Annotated in this window: 14 protein-coding genes and 1 tRNA gene; 4 read left to right on the forward strand and 11 right to left on the reverse strand. The window is 68.2% G+C overall.

Going from position 1 to position 14,960, the window contains the following annotated elements; genetic code table 11:
• Nucleotides 1–45: 45 nt before the first annotated feature.
• The gene (locus K1J60_RS33655; RefSeq protein ID WP_220649500.1) at nucleotides 46–1,209 is read left to right on the forward strand and encodes a GDSL-type esterase/lipase family protein; all 1,164 of its coding nucleotides are present in this window, start codon (nucleotides 46–48) and stop codon (nucleotides 1,207–1,209) included.
• 13 nt (nucleotides 1,210–1,222) lie between these two features.
• Here the strand turns inward: K1J60_RS33655 and K1J60_RS33660 are convergent, their stop codons facing one another.
• Entirely contained in the window at nucleotides 1,223–3,031 is a 1,809-nt protein-coding gene (locus tag K1J60_RS33660; protein ID WP_220649501.1) for a 5'-nucleotidase C-terminal domain-containing protein, read from the reverse strand.
• Nucleotides 3,032–3,208: 177 nt separating this feature from the next.
• Between K1J60_RS33660 and K1J60_RS33665 the strand changes: the two genes are divergently transcribed.
• Nucleotides 3,209–3,928 (forward strand): SIMPL domain-containing protein, encoded by a 720-nt coding sequence (locus K1J60_RS33665; RefSeq protein WP_220649502.1) that lies wholly within the window; start codon nucleotides 3,209–3,211, stop codon nucleotides 3,926–3,928.
• A gap of 154 nt (nucleotides 3,929–4,082) precedes the next feature.
• Nucleotides 4,083–5,519 carry a pyruvate kinase gene (gene pyk, locus K1J60_RS33670; RefSeq protein WP_220649503.1) on the forward strand — a complete coding sequence of 479 codons (1,437 nt, stop codon included), beginning with the start codon at nucleotides 4,083–4,085 and terminating at the stop codon, nucleotides 5,517–5,519.
• A gap of 4 nt (nucleotides 5,520–5,523) precedes the next feature.
• On the opposite strand, the gene K1J60_RS33675 is transcribed toward pyk, so the two are convergent.
• Together K1J60_RS33675 and K1J60_RS33680 are read right to left on the reverse strand one after the other, a co-directional pair.
• Entirely contained in the window at nucleotides 5,524–6,279 is a 756-nt protein-coding gene (locus K1J60_RS33675; protein WP_220649504.1) for a helix-turn-helix domain-containing protein, read from the reverse strand.
• Nucleotides 6,280–6,384: 105 nt separating this feature from the next.
• Nucleotides 6,385–6,457: transfer RNA gene (locus K1J60_RS33680), tRNA-Leu, on the reverse strand.
• Nucleotides 6,458–6,557: 100 nt separating this feature from the next.
• On the opposite strand from K1J60_RS33680, the gene K1J60_RS33685 reads away from it, so the two are divergent.
• Nucleotides 6,558–7,211: an ANTAR domain-containing response regulator gene (locus K1J60_RS33685; protein ID WP_220649505.1), complete on the forward strand. Its 654-nt coding sequence runs from the start codon at nucleotides 6,558–6,560 to the stop codon at nucleotides 7,209–7,211.
• A gap of 99 nt (nucleotides 7,212–7,310) precedes the next feature.
• On the opposite strand, the gene K1J60_RS33690 is transcribed toward K1J60_RS33685, so the two are convergent.
• From K1J60_RS33690 to K1J60_RS33725, 8 genes are all read right to left on the reverse strand, one after another.
• On the reverse strand, nucleotides 7,311–8,027 hold the full coding sequence (locus K1J60_RS33690) for an ABC transporter ATP-binding protein (RefSeq protein WP_033528040.1): 717 nt from the start codon (nucleotides 8,025–8,027) through the stop codon (nucleotides 7,311–7,313).
• Complete coding sequence (locus K1J60_RS33695) at nucleotides 8,024–8,935, reverse strand: ABC transporter ATP-binding protein (RefSeq protein ID WP_220649506.1); 912 nt, start codon at nucleotides 8,933–8,935, stop codon at nucleotides 8,024–8,026. Before K1J60_RS33695 ends, K1J60_RS33690 begins: the two co-directional genes overlap by 4 nt.
• Nucleotides 8,936–8,938: 3 nt before the next feature.
• Nucleotides 8,939–10,765, reverse strand: coding sequence for a branched-chain amino acid ABC transporter permease (locus K1J60_RS33700; protein WP_220649507.1), 1,827 nt, complete (start codon nucleotides 10,763–10,765; stop codon nucleotides 8,939–8,941).
• 5 nt (nucleotides 10,766–10,770) lie between these two features.
• Complete coding sequence (locus K1J60_RS33705) at nucleotides 10,771–11,703, reverse strand: branched-chain amino acid ABC transporter permease (RefSeq protein ID WP_033528037.1); 933 nt, start codon at nucleotides 11,701–11,703, stop codon at nucleotides 10,771–10,773.
• Nucleotides 11,704–11,811: 108 nt separating this feature from the next.
• Complete coding sequence (locus K1J60_RS33710; protein ID WP_033528036.1) at nucleotides 11,812–13,041, reverse strand: branched-chain amino acid ABC transporter substrate-binding protein; 1,230 nt, start codon at nucleotides 13,039–13,041, stop codon at nucleotides 11,812–11,814.
• A gap of 279 nt (nucleotides 13,042–13,320) precedes the next feature.
• Nucleotides 13,321–13,968 (reverse strand): Tat pathway signal sequence domain protein, encoded by a 648-nt coding sequence (locus K1J60_RS33715; RefSeq protein WP_220649508.1) that lies wholly within the window; start codon nucleotides 13,966–13,968, stop codon nucleotides 13,321–13,323.
• Nucleotides 13,965–14,381: a hypothetical protein gene (locus K1J60_RS33720; RefSeq protein WP_220649509.1), complete on the reverse strand. Its 417-nt coding sequence runs from the start codon at nucleotides 14,379–14,381 to the stop codon at nucleotides 13,965–13,967. The genes K1J60_RS33715 and K1J60_RS33720 overlap by 4 nt, the downstream gene beginning before the upstream one ends.
• A gap of 81 nt (nucleotides 14,382–14,462) precedes the next feature.
• A complete protein-coding gene (locus K1J60_RS33725) occupies nucleotides 14,463–14,960 on the reverse strand; it encodes a PaaI family thioesterase (protein ID WP_220649510.1) in 498 nt (165 codons plus the stop codon).

The following is a 14,960-nucleotide window of genomic DNA, read 5'->3' on the forward strand; positions in this document are numbered from 1 at the left end:
GGCAGGAGTGGTGACGGCTGCAGAGAAACTGCCTACCTTTCGCTCATGGCCAGCACCCGCGCAGGCAAGACCTGGATCGCCGCCCACCGCTCCGCCGTCATCGACCCGCACGAAGCCTTCAAACTCTTCGAGGTCCGAGGCTTCACCGACCAGACCGTACGCCAGACCCTGCGCCCCACCGGCGGCGGCGAGGCCCTGCGCGTCCACCTCAGCAACCGCTACGGCCGCACCCCCCTGGAGATCGGCGGCGCCCACCTCGCCCACCGCGTCGAGGACAGCACCATCGACCCCACCACCGACGTCACCCTCCTCTTCGGCGGCGCCGAGGCCGTCACCGTCCCACCCGGCGAGGAGATCGTCAGCGACCCCGTGGAAACCCCCGTCACAGCCGGCCAGGAACTCGCCCTCAGTCTCTACCTCCCCGGCGACACCGGCCTCACCACCCACAGCGCCATCCCCCACGACGTCGGCCACGCCGTCCCCGGCGACCAGCTCACCGCCGAATCCCTCGACGAGTCCGACGAACTCATCACCGGGCACTTCGTCACCGGCATCGACGTCCTCGCCCCCGACACCCCCCGCATCGCCGTCGCCTTCGGCGACTCCTGGATCGAGGGCATGGCCACCACCCCCGGCACCGGCCACAGCTTCCCCGCCCAGCTCGACCGCCGCCTCACCCACGGCTGGATCGTCACCACCGGCATCTCCGGCAACCGGCTCCTCACCGACGAGATAGGCGCCCACCTGCTCTCCAGGGTGCAGCACGACGTCCTCGACGTGCCCGGCGTCAGCCACGTCATCATCCACACCGGACTCAACGACCTCGGCCTGCCCGGCGCCATCGCCTTCCCCGAACCCGCCAAACTCCCCACCGCCGCCGACCTGATCACCGGGCTCACCGCCCTCGCCGACCGCCTCCACAGCGCGGGCCTCACCGTCATCGGCACCACCCTCGGCCCCTACGCCGGCACCGTCTACCCCGGCTACGACAGCGAAGAGGGCCAGACCGTACGCGCCGAGGTCAACACCTGGCTCCTCGGCGACAGCCACCCCTTCGACGCCGTCGTCGACATCGCCGCAGCCGTCGCGGACCCGGACCACCCCACCCGCATCCGCGACGCCTACAACAGCGGCGACGGCCTCCACCTCAACGACGCCGGCGCGAAAGCCATCGCCGACGCCGTCGACCTGTCCCTCCTGGACCTCTAGAACCCCTGGACCTTTAGAAGACCGGCGAACCGTTCCGCGTCAGCTTCCAGTCCACCGAAGCGAACTCCGCCGGGTCGATCGCACCCTTCGCCTTCACCCACGCGATCATCGTGTTACGGATCTCGTCCGAGTTCGACCACAGCAGCTGCGCCGCGGCCACATGCGGGAAGTTGCCACCGCCGTTGGCCCGGTAGTTGTTCACCGCGAACACGAACTTCTGCTCGTCCGCGAGCGGAGCACCCTCGAACCGCACGTTCGTGATGCGCGACCCCGCGGGCTTCGCGATGTCGATCTCGTACGACAGCCCGCTCACCGCGTCGTAGTTGTAGTCCGGCGTCCCGTTCGCGTTCGTCAGCTTCGCCGGATCGACCGCCGCGTCCGCCGCCGTCTGCACGAAGTAGTTCGCCGAGAACTCCAGATACGCCTTCATCTGCGCACCCGTCATCAGACGCGCCTCCAGCGTGTTCTCGAAGACGTACAGACCGGCGACATCCCGGATGGTGACGTTCCCCGCCGGAATCACCGCGCTCCGCGAGAACGCGGCCGCCTGCGACAGCACCGGCAGCGACCCGTACTCGGTCGCCGCGAGCGCCTGCTTCACCGTGTCGGCCTGGATGTGGTTGATCAGATCGATGATCGCCACATCCTTGTACGGCGCCTCCACCGACGTCATCTCGGCGGCATTCGTACCGATGACCTGATTGACGTACGCCACGACCTTCTCGTGCTCGTCACCGAGCATCTTCACGATCGCCGGGTCCTCCTCCACCGTGTTGGAGTTGAGCACCTGCGCCGCGACCTTCTCGACCTTCCAGCAGCCCTTGCTCCACACCAGCTCGAAGTCGAACAGCGTCAGCCGCTGCCCCCACTTCAGCGGCTCCGACAGCACGACCCGCTTGCCCGTCTCCTTGTTCGTGACGAAGTACTCCGGGATCTCCGTGTGCGCGTGCCCGACGAGAATCGCGTCGATCCCGGGCACCTGCTCGGCGACGAGCCCGGCGGCGTTCTCGATGTACGGCAGCTGATCACCGTACGACGACGTCCCCGACGAACCGCTGTGCGCCGACACGATGACGACATCCGCCCCCATCGACCGCAGCTTCGGCACCCACTTCGCCGCCTGCTCCTCCAGCCCCGGGAACGTCATCTTCCCCTGCACGTTCGCCTTGTCCCAGATCGCGATACCCGGGTTGGTCAGCCCGAGGACCGCCACCTTCACATCCCGCCCGTGCGGCGTACGCAGCCGGTGCATGCTGTACGGCGGGAAGGCCGGACGCAGCGTCTTCGCGTCCAGCGCGTTCGCCCCGAGCAACGGGAAACGACACTGCTCCTGGAACTTCCGCAGCACCGGGATGCCGTAGTTGAACTCGTGGTTGCCCAGCGCCGCCGCGTCGTAGTCGATCGCGTTCATCGCCTGCGCCATCGGGTGCACCGGACCACCCTTCGCGGTGATCGGGTCGACCTTCGCGTAGTAGTACGACAGCTGCGTGCCCTGAATGGTGTCACCGGCGTCGATGAGCAGCGTGTTCCGGCGCCCCTTCTCCTCGCGGATCCGGTTGACCAGCGTGGAGATCTTCGCCAGACCGACGTCGTTGTGCGCCTTGTCGTCGAACTCCTTGTCCGTGAAGTAGTCCCAGTTGAAGACGTTCCCGTGCAGGTCCGTCGTCCCCATCACGGTGAAGCTGTACCGCTTCGGAGCCCTCTTCCCGTCGGCCTTCACCTCGGCCGCCTGCGCACTAGGAGCGAGCGCCGTACCGGCGACGGCCACACCCGCACCGGTCACGGCCGACTTCTTCAGGAACTTCCGGCGGTTCAGGGGCATCTCGGGGCACTCCTCGGAGGAACGGACGATCGCAACGCGCGTAGACAGGGTCGACAGTGGACGCCACAACGCGCGTAGATTCTGACCCGACCCGCCCCCGCCGCAACAGACCCCCCAGGTTGCGATCTGATGACCAGCCGGGCCCGCCGCCAGGCCATCGGTGACAGAGTGGGGCGTATGACCACCAGTCCAGAGGAAGCCCAGCCCGCCGCCGTCCCCTACGGCACCCCCGACGCGCCCCGCATCGCCGTACGCGGCGAAACCCGCCTCGAAGTCGACCCCGAGATAGCCCGCATCGGAGTCACCGTCTTCGCCCGGGGCAAGGACCGGCGCGCCGCCCTCGACGACCTCACCCGCCGCAACGCCACCGTCCTCGACCTGGTCAAGACCTACGGCGAAGCAGTGGAACGACTGGAGACCGGCGCCTTCTCCATCACCCCCGAACTGAAGGAGAAAGGCAGAGGCGAACGGATCCAGGCCTACCACGGCCGCGTCCACATCACCGCCGACCTCACCGACTTCACCGCACTCGGCGAACTCACCACCCGCCTCGCCGACCTGGACCTCACCCGAGTCGACGGCCCCTGGTGGTCCCTCCGCCCCGACTCGCCCGCCCACAAACAGGCCCGGCAGAAAGCGGTGAAGGAGGCGGTGCAACGCGCCCGGGAGTACGCCGAAGCCCTCGGCACCACCCTCGCCGCCCTGGTCGAACTCGCCGACATCGGCGCCGAAGCCCCCCAGCCCGTCCGCCCCGGGGCCCCCGGCGGCCTCATGCGCTCCGCCCGAGCCAAGGGCGCCGACGACACCGACGCCCCGCCCCTCGACCTCGAACCCCAACGCCAGCGCGTCTACGCACAGGTCAACGCCCGCTTCACGATGCGGCCACCACGCCTGTGACGCACCTCGTCGCACGGGGAGGGTGAAGGGGCCGGGGCCCCTTCACCCCACTTCATCATCTGATGACACCTTGTCAATTACCCTTCACCCGAAGGCCGTTGAGTGGTCACGCTCCGCCAAGTCGCTACCGGCGGGTAAGCCATAGGCTCGAACCATGCGCCGAGCAAAGATCGTCTGCACCCTCGGGCCCGCCACCGACTCGTACGACCAGATCAAGGCCCTGGTCGAGGCCGGCATGGACATCGCCCGCTTCAACCTCAGCCACGGCGGCCACGCCGAACACGATCAGCGGTACCAGTGCGTCCGCAAGGCCACCGACGAGACCGGCCGCAGCGTCGGCACCCTCGCCGACCTTCAAGGCCCGAAGATCCGCCTCGGCCGCTTCACCGAAGGCCCCGTACTCCTCGAACGCGACGACACCTTCACCATCAGCGTCGAGGAGGGCGCGGCGGGCGACAGCGAGGGCTGCGGCACGACGTACCAGGGCCTGGCAACCGACGTCACCCCCGGCGAACTGATCCTCGTCGACGACGGCAAGGTCACCCTGGAGGTCACGGCGGTCGACGGCCCCCGCATCCACACCCGGGTCCTCGAAGGCGGCATGGTCTCCGACCACAAGGGTCTGAACCTGCCCGGCGTCGCCGTCTCGGTCCCCGCCCTCTCCCGGAAGGACGAACAGGACCTCCGCTGGGCCCTGCGCACCGGCTTCGACATCATCGCCCTGTCCTTCGTCCGCTCCGGCCGGGACATCGAGCACGTCCACCGGATCATGGACGAGGAGGGCCGCCGGCTCCCCGTCATCGCCAAGATCGAGAAACCGCAGGCGGTCGACTCCATCGAGGAGATCGTCGCGGCCTTCGACGGGATCATGGTCGCGCGGGGCGACCTGGGCGTGGAAATGCCCCTCGAACAGGTCCCGATGGTCCAGAAACGGGCCATCACCCTCGCCAAGCGCAACGCCAAGCCCGTCATCGTCGCCACCCAGATGCTCGACTCGATGATCCACAACTCCCGGCCGACCCGCGCCGAGGCCAGCGACGTCGCCAACGCGGTGCTCGACGGGAGCGACGCGGTGATGCTGTCCGGCGAGACGAGCGTCGGCAAGTACGCGGTGGAGACGGTCCGCACGATGGGGCGGATCGTGGCGGCGGCGGAGGAGGAGATGCTCGCCAAGGGCCTCCCGCCCCTCACCGAACACAACAAACCCCGCACGCAGGGCGGCGCGATGGCCCGCGCGGCAGCGGAGATCGGCGACTTCCTCGACGCGAAGTTCCTGGTCGCCTTCACCCAGTCCGGCGACACGGCCCGCCGCCTCTCCCGCTACCGCTCTCCGATCCCGCTCCTGGCCTTCACCCCGGACCCGGCGACGCGCTCACAGCTGAGCGTGACGTGGGGCGTGGAGACGTTCCTGGGCCCGCGCGTCGACTCGACGGACGCGATGGTCGCCCAGGTGGACGAGCTGCTGTCGCAGTACGGCCGCTGCGAGAAGGGCGACGTGGTGGTCATCACGGCGGGCTCACCGCCGGGGGTGGCGGGCTCGACGAACATGGTCCACGTCCACCACATCGGAGAGGCCGACGGCCCGCGGTAGGGCGTCAGTACTTGGGGCCTACGTGGGCGTCCATGAGGGCGACGGAGGCTTTGCGGGCGATGGAGATGTTGAACGGGGTTCCCTTGCGTGCGCACTCCGTCCACTCGACGCCGAGCTTGCTGAGGGTGTCTGTGAAGAGCAGGCGGATGTCGGCGGACACGTTGGTGAAGAAGTACCGGGGGTATTCGTAGCGCTTGCGTTCGCCCGCGACCATGCGGGTCGTCCAGTTGGTGATGCGGCATCCGTCGGAGTGGATGAGCCCGCGGACGAACTCCCACGGGTGAGCGTCGACGATGGTCCGCTGCCAGGGTTCGAGGGCGATCCGCCGCTCGTGCTTCTTGCCGGGGCCGTGTTGGGGAAACAGGTTCGGCCAGTACCGGGAGTAGCTGGTGACCATCGTGTAGCCCTCCTTCTGGAGCAGGTACACACCGATACCTGGGCGCACGCTCGTGATTGCCTCGCGGCACTTCTCCATGAGGCCGGGCCAAGCGTCGGCGCACGCGATGCGCAAGTAGTAGCCGCTGCGCGGGTGCGCACTGATGCAGCCGTCGCCGAGGTAGAGGCCCAACAGATAGGAGTACGCCCGCTCTTCTGCGGGCGGGCCGGGGTCCGCCGGTGCCATGCGAGGCAACGGTTCGAGGCGTTGCTGCCAGGAACGGATCGCTGCTCGTGAAACGCCGGTCTCCCGGCTCACCGAGTTGAGGCTGCGCCCTTGGGCGACCAGCGCGAGTGCTCGCTTGCGCGTACTGATGTCGTACATGTAGCCACTCTGTGCAACTGATCGTCGCCGTCACAGCAAAAAGCGGATGTTCACGGGAACGTGGACATCCGCTTGCGTGTCGTGACCTTGGAACCGAAGGAAAAGTACCCCGGGTCGGATTCGAACCGACGCTGGATGGTGTTTGAGACCATTGCCTCTACCGCTGGGCTACCGGGGCCCCTTTGAAACAAAGGTTGGCGGTCACCCGCCGTGTCCCCACCTTACCGCAGCTAGGTACCCTCTTGTCAGCAGTACCCCGCCCCGAACGAGGAGCCCCCGTGACCGCCCCCGAGTCGCCCCAGCCCGTCGCCGACGACGATGACAAGTCGCACGTGCCTCCGCTGACGACCCGTGTCGTCATCGCCGAGGACGAGGCGTTGATCCGTCTCGATCTCAAGGAGATGCTCGAAGAGGAGGGCTACTCCGTCGTGGGCGAGGCCGGTGACGGGGAGCAGGCCATCGAGCTGGCCCGGGAGCACCAGCCGGATCTGGTGATCCTGGATGTGAAGATGCCGAAGATGGACGGGATCTCCGCGGCCGAGAAGATCGCCGAGGAGCGCATCGCGCCCGTGCTGATGCTGACCGCGTTCTCGCAGCGGGACCTCGTCGAGCGGGCCCGGGACGCGGGTGCGATGGCGTATCTGGTGAAGCCGTTCAGCAAGAGTGACGTGGTGCCGGCCATCGAGATGGCGGTGTCGCGGTTCACGGAGCTGAAGGAGTTGGAGAAGGAGGTCGCCGACCTCACGCTCCGGCTGGAGACGCGGAAGCTGGTGGACCGGGCGAAGTCGATTCTGCAGACGGAGTACGGCTTGACGGAGCCGGCCGCGTTCCGGTGGATCCAGAAGACGTCGATGGACCGTCGGATGTCGATGCAGCAGGTGGCGGAGGCGGTCATCCAGGACGCCGACGAGAAGAAGGCGGCCAAGGGCTGACCCCGCCGCTCCGGGACACACACGACGAACACGACGAGGCCCGCACCCCCCACCTGAAAGGGGGTGCGGGCCTCGTCGTCTTTGGGCCGGAGGCCAGTCCTAGTCCTCGCCGAGGTAGGCCTTGCGGACCGACTCGTCGTGCAGGAGGTCGGAGCCGGAGCCCGAGAGGACGATCTTGCCGATCTCCATGACGTGGCCCTGGTCGGCGAGGGAGAGCGCCGCCTGGGCGTTCTGTTCGACGAGCAGGATGGTGGTGCCCTGGGACTTCAGTTCGGCGATCGTGGCCATGATCTTCTGCATCATGATGGGGGAGAGGCCCATGGAGGGCTCGTCCAGCATGAGCAGTTTCGGCTGGGACATCAGGGCCCGGCCCATCGCCAGCATCTGCTGTTCACCACCCGAGAGGGTTCCGGCGGCCTGCTTGCGACGCTCTCCCAGGATGGGGAAGAGGTCGTAGGCGCGCTGGATGTCCTTCTCGATGCCGGGCTTGTCGTTGCGCAGGAAGGCGCCGAGGCGGAGGTTGTCCTCGATGGTCATGCGCGGGAAGATGTGCCGCCCCTCGGGGGAGTGGGCGAGTCCGAGCGAGACGATGTCGTGCGCGGGGATCTTCTTGAGCGACTTGCCGTTGAACTTGACCTGGCCGCCGACGGGCTTGAGGAGGCCCGAGAGGGTGCGCAGGGTGGTGGTCTTGCCGGCGCCGTTGGTGCCGATGAGGGTGACGACCTCGCCGGCGTCGACCTTGAAGGAGATGCCCTTGACGGCTTCGATCTTGCCGTAGGCGACCCGGAGGTCCTCTACTTCGAGCAGTGCGGTCATCGGTCGTTCTCCTTGCCGGGCGCGTCGTCGGTCGTGGCCTCGGCGTGTGCTTCGGCGGCTTCGACCTCGGCGATCTCTTCCTGGCCGGGTGCGTCCTCGAAGGGTTCGCCGAGGTAGGCGGCGACGACGCGCTCGTCGCCCTGCACGGTGGCGCTGTCGCCCTCGACGAGTTTTTCGCCCTGGACGAGGACGGCGACGCGGTCGCAGAGGTTGAAGATGAACCGCATGTCGTGCTCGATGACGAGGACGGCGATGCCCTTGTCGCGGATGGCGAAGACCAGTTCCTCGGTGGTTCGCGTCTCCTGGGGGTTCATGCCGGCGGTGGGCTCGTCGAGGAGGAGCAGGCCGGGCTCGCTCGCCAGCGCGCGTGCGATCTCCAGCTTGCGCTGTTCGCCGTAGGGGAGGTTGCGGGCGAGGTGTTCGGCCTTGGCGTCGAGTCCGACGAACGCGAGCAGTTCCATGGCGCGTTCGCGGGAGGCGGCTTCGGCCTTGTGGAAGCCGGGGCCGCGCAGGAGGGCGGACCAGAGGCCTTCCTTGGTGCGGGTGTGGCGTCCGACGAGGACGTTCTCCAGGACCGTCATGTTGGCGAAGAGACGGATGTTCTGGAAGGTGCGGGCGATGCCGGCCGCGGTGACCTTGAAGGACTTGGGCGGCAGGATCTGCCCTTTGTAGCGGACCTCTCCCTCGGTGGGGATGTAGAGGCCGGTGAGGCAGTTGAAGAAGGTCGTCTTGCCGGCGCCGTTGGGGCCGATGAGTCCGACGATCTCGCCGCTGTTGACGGTGAGGTTGACGTTGCGTACGGCGGTGAGGCCGCCGAAGCGCATGGTCACGCCGCGTGCGTCGAGGACCGTCTCCCCGGGGGCGTTGGCGCCGGGTGCGACGTCCTTGGTGGTGGTGTCGGTGGTCATGGGTCAGGCCCCTGCCTTGCTGAGGACTGTGGGTGCTTCGGCCTCTTCGTGGAATTCGAGCTGGCGGCGCCGGTTGGGGATGAGGCCTTCCGGGCGGAACCGCATGAGCAGGACGAGTGCGAGTCCGAAGGCGAAGAGCTGGTAGTCGCCGAGGAACTGGAGCTTGGCCGGGATGAGGTAGAGCAGTGCGGCGCCGACGAGGGGGCCGCTGATGGTGCCCATGCCGCCGAGGACGACGGCCGCGAGGAGGAACGCCGAGTTGGGCGGGACGACGTGGGCGAACTGGTACTGCTCGGGGGTCACGGTGTAGGTGACGTGTGCCTGGACGGTGCCGGCGAGGCCGGCGAGTGCGGCGCCGAGGGCGAAGGCGATGAGCTTGACCCGGAAGCCGTTGATGCCCATGGCGAGTGCCGCGGTCTCGTCCTCGCGGATGGCGATCCAGGCGCGGCCGATGCGGGAGTCGCTGCTGCGTCGGAAGACCACCACGACGACGAGCGTGATGAGCAGCATGAGGAAGAAGTAGTTGGCGAACCGGGCGATGGTGAACCCGGCGATGGTGTGCTCCTGGCCGAAGTCGAAGCCGAGGATGTTGAGGTTCGGGATCGAGGAGATGCCGTTGGAGCCGTTGGTGATGTCGGGGCCCGAGGTGCCGTCCATGTTGAGGACGGCGAGGCGGAAGATCTCACCGAAGCCGAGGGTGACGATGGCGAGGTAGTCGCCGCGCAGCCGCAGGGTCGGGGCGCCGATGATGACGCCGAAGATCATGGCGACGACGGCGCCGAGGATGGCGCTGGCCCAGAAGGGCAGGTGGATGTCGAAGGGGGAGGAGGGGGAGCCGGAGACCATGGCCGCGGTGTAGGCGCCGACGCCGAGGAAGGCGACGTATCCGAGGTCGAGGAGGCCGGCGAGGCCGACGACGATGTTGAGGCCGAGGGCGACGGTGGCGAAGATCAGGATGTAGACGCCGATGGTCGCGTACTGGTCGTCGGACTGGGTGAAGGGGAACGCGGCGGCCGCGGTGAACGCGCCGATCATGGTGACCGTGCGGTGCTTGGCGGTGACGGCGGAGACCCGGGCGACGAGGCCGGCCTTGGAGAGGGCGCCGATGGCGAAGCCGGCGGTGATCAGGAAGCCGACGAAGAGTTCGTCGTACTCGGTGCCGATGCCGTAGGTGAAGACGAGCAGGCCCACCGCCATGGCCGCGACGATGATCAGGATCTCGACGTAGGCGGGGATCTTGCGGGCCGGGGTGGCGGTGCCGGTGGCGAAGCAGGCCTTCATGACGGCGCGGGCGTTGCGTGCGCCGAGCAGGAACTCTTCCCAGGCGGTGTCCTCGGGGTCGGCGGTCTCGGGTGCCGGTCGTTCGAACGGCAGGGCGAGTGCGCCGAGGAGGGCGGCGAGGGTGGCGACGGCCGCGACGTAGGCGCCGGGTTCGAGGTTGACGAGGCCGCCGAGCTGGATGCTGATCGCGAGGATCGTGTACCAGGCGGTGGTGAAGGTGCCGAGTGCGGCGAGCTTGATGGAGCTGTCGGCGCCGGCGGGGACGAGCCAGCCGAGGCCCTTGATGCCGTAGGAGGCGAGGCCGAAGAGGGCCGTGAGGGCGCCGCCGATGAGGACGAGGACCTGGAGGCCGCCGGGGTAGCCGTAGACGGTGAGGTCGCCGGGGAAGGCGGAGGTCCACGTCCAGGCGAGGAAGGTGGAGACCACGGCGAGGACGCCGCCGCCGGTGGCGAGGGCGCGGGCTGTGTTCTCGGGGAGGGCGACGAGGCCACGGGGGGTGGTGTCGTGCTTGGCGGCGGGTGCGGGAGTCGCGGTGGTGTGTGTGGTCATCGGTGTCACGCCCTGTCCGCCACGCGCTCTCCGAGCAGGCCCTGGGGCCTGAACAGGAGGACGAGGATGAGGAGTACGAACGCCCAGACGTTGGCCCAGGACTGGCTGCCGAACTGCTCCATGCCGGGGATGTCGGCGATGTAGGCGGTGGAGAGGGCTTCGGCGAGGCCGAGGACGACACCGCCGAGCATGGCGCCGTAGATGTTGCCGATGCCGCCGAGGACGGCCGCGGTGAAGGCCTTGAGGCCGAGGATGAAGCCCATGCGGAACTGGACCTGGCCGTACTTGAGGCCGTAGGCGACGGCTCCGACGGCGGCGAACGCGGCGCCGAGGGCGAAGGCGACCACGATGATGCGGTCGGTGTTGATGCCCATGAGCTTGGCGGTGTCGGGGTCCTGCGCGGTGGCCTGCATGCCGCGGCCGGTGCGGGTCTTCATGACGAAGTAGGCGAGGATCGCCATGCTGATCGGGGCGGCGACGAGGAGGAAGATGTCACCGGTCTGGATGGTGACGTTCCCGATCTCGAAGGGGCCGCCCTCGATGTGCGGGAAGTTGATGGACTCCTTGGCGTCCGGGTACCAGGCCCACACCGCCTGCTGGAGGGCCAGGGAGAGGCCGATGGCGGTGATGAGGGGGGCGAGGCGGGGTGCGGTACGCAGGGGCCGGTAGGCCAGGCGTTCCGCTCCCACGGCGGCGAGTACGGCGACGATGATGCCTCCGACGAGCATCAGCGGGAGCGCCACCCACATGCTCGTGCCGTCGGGCAGCACGTACAGGTAGACCGTGATGGCGCCGAAGCCGCCCAGCATGAATATCTCACCGTGGGCGAAGTTGATGAGCTGGACGATGCCATAGACCATCGTGTAGCCGATGGCGACCAGCCCGTACATGGATCCTAGTAGCAGGCCGTTGACCAGCTGCTGCGGCAGTTCGTTCACCGCATGTCCTCCGAGACTTTCGGATGTTCGACGAATGTGACCGGATGTGAGTCCGCGCGGGGCGCCATGGTGCGGCGCCCCGCGCGGCTCAGATGTGTGCGGGTGGGATCAACCGGCGTAGGTGCCGGACTTGACCGCCTTCCACTCGCCGCCCTCGACCTTGTAGACGGTGAGCTGCTTGTTGGTCGTGTCGCCGTACTCGTCGAAGGAGACCTTGCCGGTGACGCCGTCGAACGAGACGTTCTGCATGGCCTCGGTGATCTTGGCGCGGGCGTCGTCGGGAAGCTTGCCGTCGTTGTCCTCGACGACCTTCTTCACGGCTTCGATGATCGCCCAGGCGGAGTCGTAGGAGTAGCCGCCGTAGGCCGCGTAGGGCTCCTTGTAGCCGCCGGCCTTGTAGTCCTCGATGAACGTCTTGGCGGAGGGGAGCTCCTCGACCGGGGCGCCGACGGAGGTGGCGAAGTCGCCGGTGCTGGCGCTGCCGCCGAGCTCGATGTAGGTCGGGTCGTACATGCCGTCGCCGCCGGCGACCGGGATCTTGGCGCCGGCGGCCTTGATCTGCTTGGTCAGCGGGCCGGACTGCGGGTACTCGCCGCCGTAGTAGACGACGTCGGCGCCGGAGTTCTTGACCTTGGTGGCGACCGTGGAGAAGTCCTTGGTCTCGGGGTCGATGTGCTCGGTGCCGACGACCTCGCCGCCGAGCTTCTTGAACTCGTCGGTGAAGGTGGCGGCCAGACCGGCGCCGTAGGTCTTCTTGTCGTCGATGACGAAGACCTTCTTCTTCTTGGCGTCGTTGTACAGGTACTGCGCGGCGAACGGGCCCTGGATGGCGTCCGTGGTCGCGGTACGGAAGTACGACTTGTACGGGCGGACCTTCTTGGTCTGCCAGTCGGCGCCCTGGGTGAGGGTCGGGCCGGTGTTGGCCGGGGAGACCTCGACGAGCTTGGCGTCGTCGAAGACCTTCTGCATGGACTCGGCGACGGAGGAGTTCAGCGGGCCGACCACGCCGAGGACGTCCTTGTTGGCGACGAACGTGGTGGCGTTCTGCTGGCCGGAGGAGGGCTGCGCCTGGTCGTCGAGGGCCTCGATCTCGAAGGTTATGCCCTCGACGTACTTGTCCTTGTTGGCGGTCTTGGCGGCGAGGTCGGCGGAGTTCTTGATGCCGAGGCCCAGCGCCGAGAGGTCACCGGTCAGCGGGGCGTCGACGCCGATGACGACAGTGGTCCCACTGCCGGTGTCCGAGCCGCCCTTGTCGTCGTCGCGCGAACCACAGGCGGTGAGAGTGAGTGCTCCCGCCGCCAGCGCGGCGGTGATGGCGATGAGCGAACGTTGACGCACGATCAGTCCTTTCCCTGGCACGGCCCTTCCTGTTGGAAGTGGCCGAGTCGAGCGCTGGGCCGAAGACGTGACTTCGATTCCGTTGGCGCGGTGACTGGCCGTGACTCTAAGCGTGTGTGGGGAACGTGGAGGAGAGTCTGACCAAGGCTGTGACGCTCTTGTTATGACACGAGGTAATGCAGAGCGGTACTCAGTGGGTGGATGCGCGGAATTCAGGCCGATTCGCCCTGTCCGCATAGTGAGAACGTGCAGGGTCGACGCGGGTAGGTTCAGGAGTGTTCAGCCGTTTGGTGATGACATTGAATCGTTGCTACAGGCGACTTGGAGGGCGTCGGAGAGGTCCTTCGCGTAGCGCTCGCCCAGGATGAAACTATGCGCTTCTATTGCGCGCGTATTACGTAGAGTTACATCCAGGAAGGGAAGTCCGGCACGCTCCGGTGCTTTCCCGCATTCGATGACGCGCATGGTGACGACGATCTTTTGGGGCGTTTTCGTCCCGATCCGGAACGGAGTCCTCGGGTCCGTGCGCAGGGACAGTCCCTCGTAGGGCTGGGTCAGCTGTTCGACGGTGATCGGGGGGCCGTACCGCACGCTCAGCTCCACCTCGAAGCCGAAGCGTCCGCGCGGCGTCCGGCCGGACCGCGCCACCGGGCCGAGGTAGCCCACGACGACGGCCTGGGAGGGGTACGGCGTCTCCCGCGGTGTCGGCTCCGGAGCCGGTGCCGATGCGGGCCGCGTCGCGTAGAGGTAGCCGCCGCCCGCGAGCACGACGACCGCCGCGGCCCCGGCGAGCACGGCCCGGCGGTGGGCTGCGTACACCTGGGCGCACCGTCCGCGCGGCCGTTTCGCCGGGGGCGTGGTGTCCGTGTCCGCCGTGTCCCACGCGCGCGTGCCCTCGCCCGGCTCCACGGGGCCGATCCCGCTCAACTCCAGGGCCCCTCGCCCGGACCGCCCGAGCGGTACCACTCCTGGCAGCCCGCCCGGGCCCGACGTTCGATCAGTCGTCGCGCCGCGGTGGAACCCGCGCGCTTCTTCTCGGCCCTGGCCTCGTCGACGACCTCCCGCAGGATGTCGTACTGCCCGTTCGACAGTCCCATGGACTGATAATCCCCGTAGGTGTCGCCGTCCAGCACCTCCAGCGACCAGTGCGAGACGAGCTTCGCGCACAGTTCCTCGGGCGGGGTCACCGACGGCGAGAGCGGGCCGCCGCCGTCCGCGGCCGTCGAGGGGCCCGCTGACCCGCCCGACTCTCCCGCCCCCGCGCACCCGGTGACCAGGACGCCGATCAGCAGCGCCGGCCCGAGCACCGCCCCCCGCCAGAGGGCTCCTCCCGTTGCCATGCCCCGACGCTAGGCCCTGCGCGCCCCGGGGGACCAGAGGCGAACAGGTCCCCGCCCCGGCCCGCCCCGCGTCCGCACGTCTCACTCCGCGTTCCGGGCCCTCGCGCTCGGGGCGGTCGGGGTGGTCGGGGCGTCCCGCAGCAGACAGGTCAACCGGGCCGTGCAGACCCGCTTGCCGTCCTCGTCGCTGATGACGATCTCGTACGTCGCGGTGGAGCGTCCCTGGTGCAGTGGCGTGGCGACACCGGTGACCAGTCCGGACCGTGCGCCCCGGTGGTGGGTGCAGTTCAGGTCCACCCCCACGGCGATCTTGGAGCTGCCGGCGTGCAGCATGGAGCCGACCGACCCCAGGGTCTCCGCCAGCACCGCGGACGCGCCGCCGTGCAGCAGCCCGTACGGCTGGGTGTTGCCCTCCACCGGCATCGTGCCGACGACCCGGTCCGCCGAGGCCTCCACGATCTGCACGCCCATCCGGGTGCCCAGATGTCCGGCGGAGAACATCGCGACCAGGTCGATGCCGAGGGTCGCGTACTCGTCGATGACCTCTTGCGGGAACTTCACGTGGTGCTGCTCGCCCAT

This window comes from Streptomyces akebiae (assembly GCF_019599145.1).
Lineage (GTDB): Bacteria > Actinomycetota > Actinomycetes > Streptomycetales > Streptomycetaceae > Streptomyces > Streptomyces akebiae.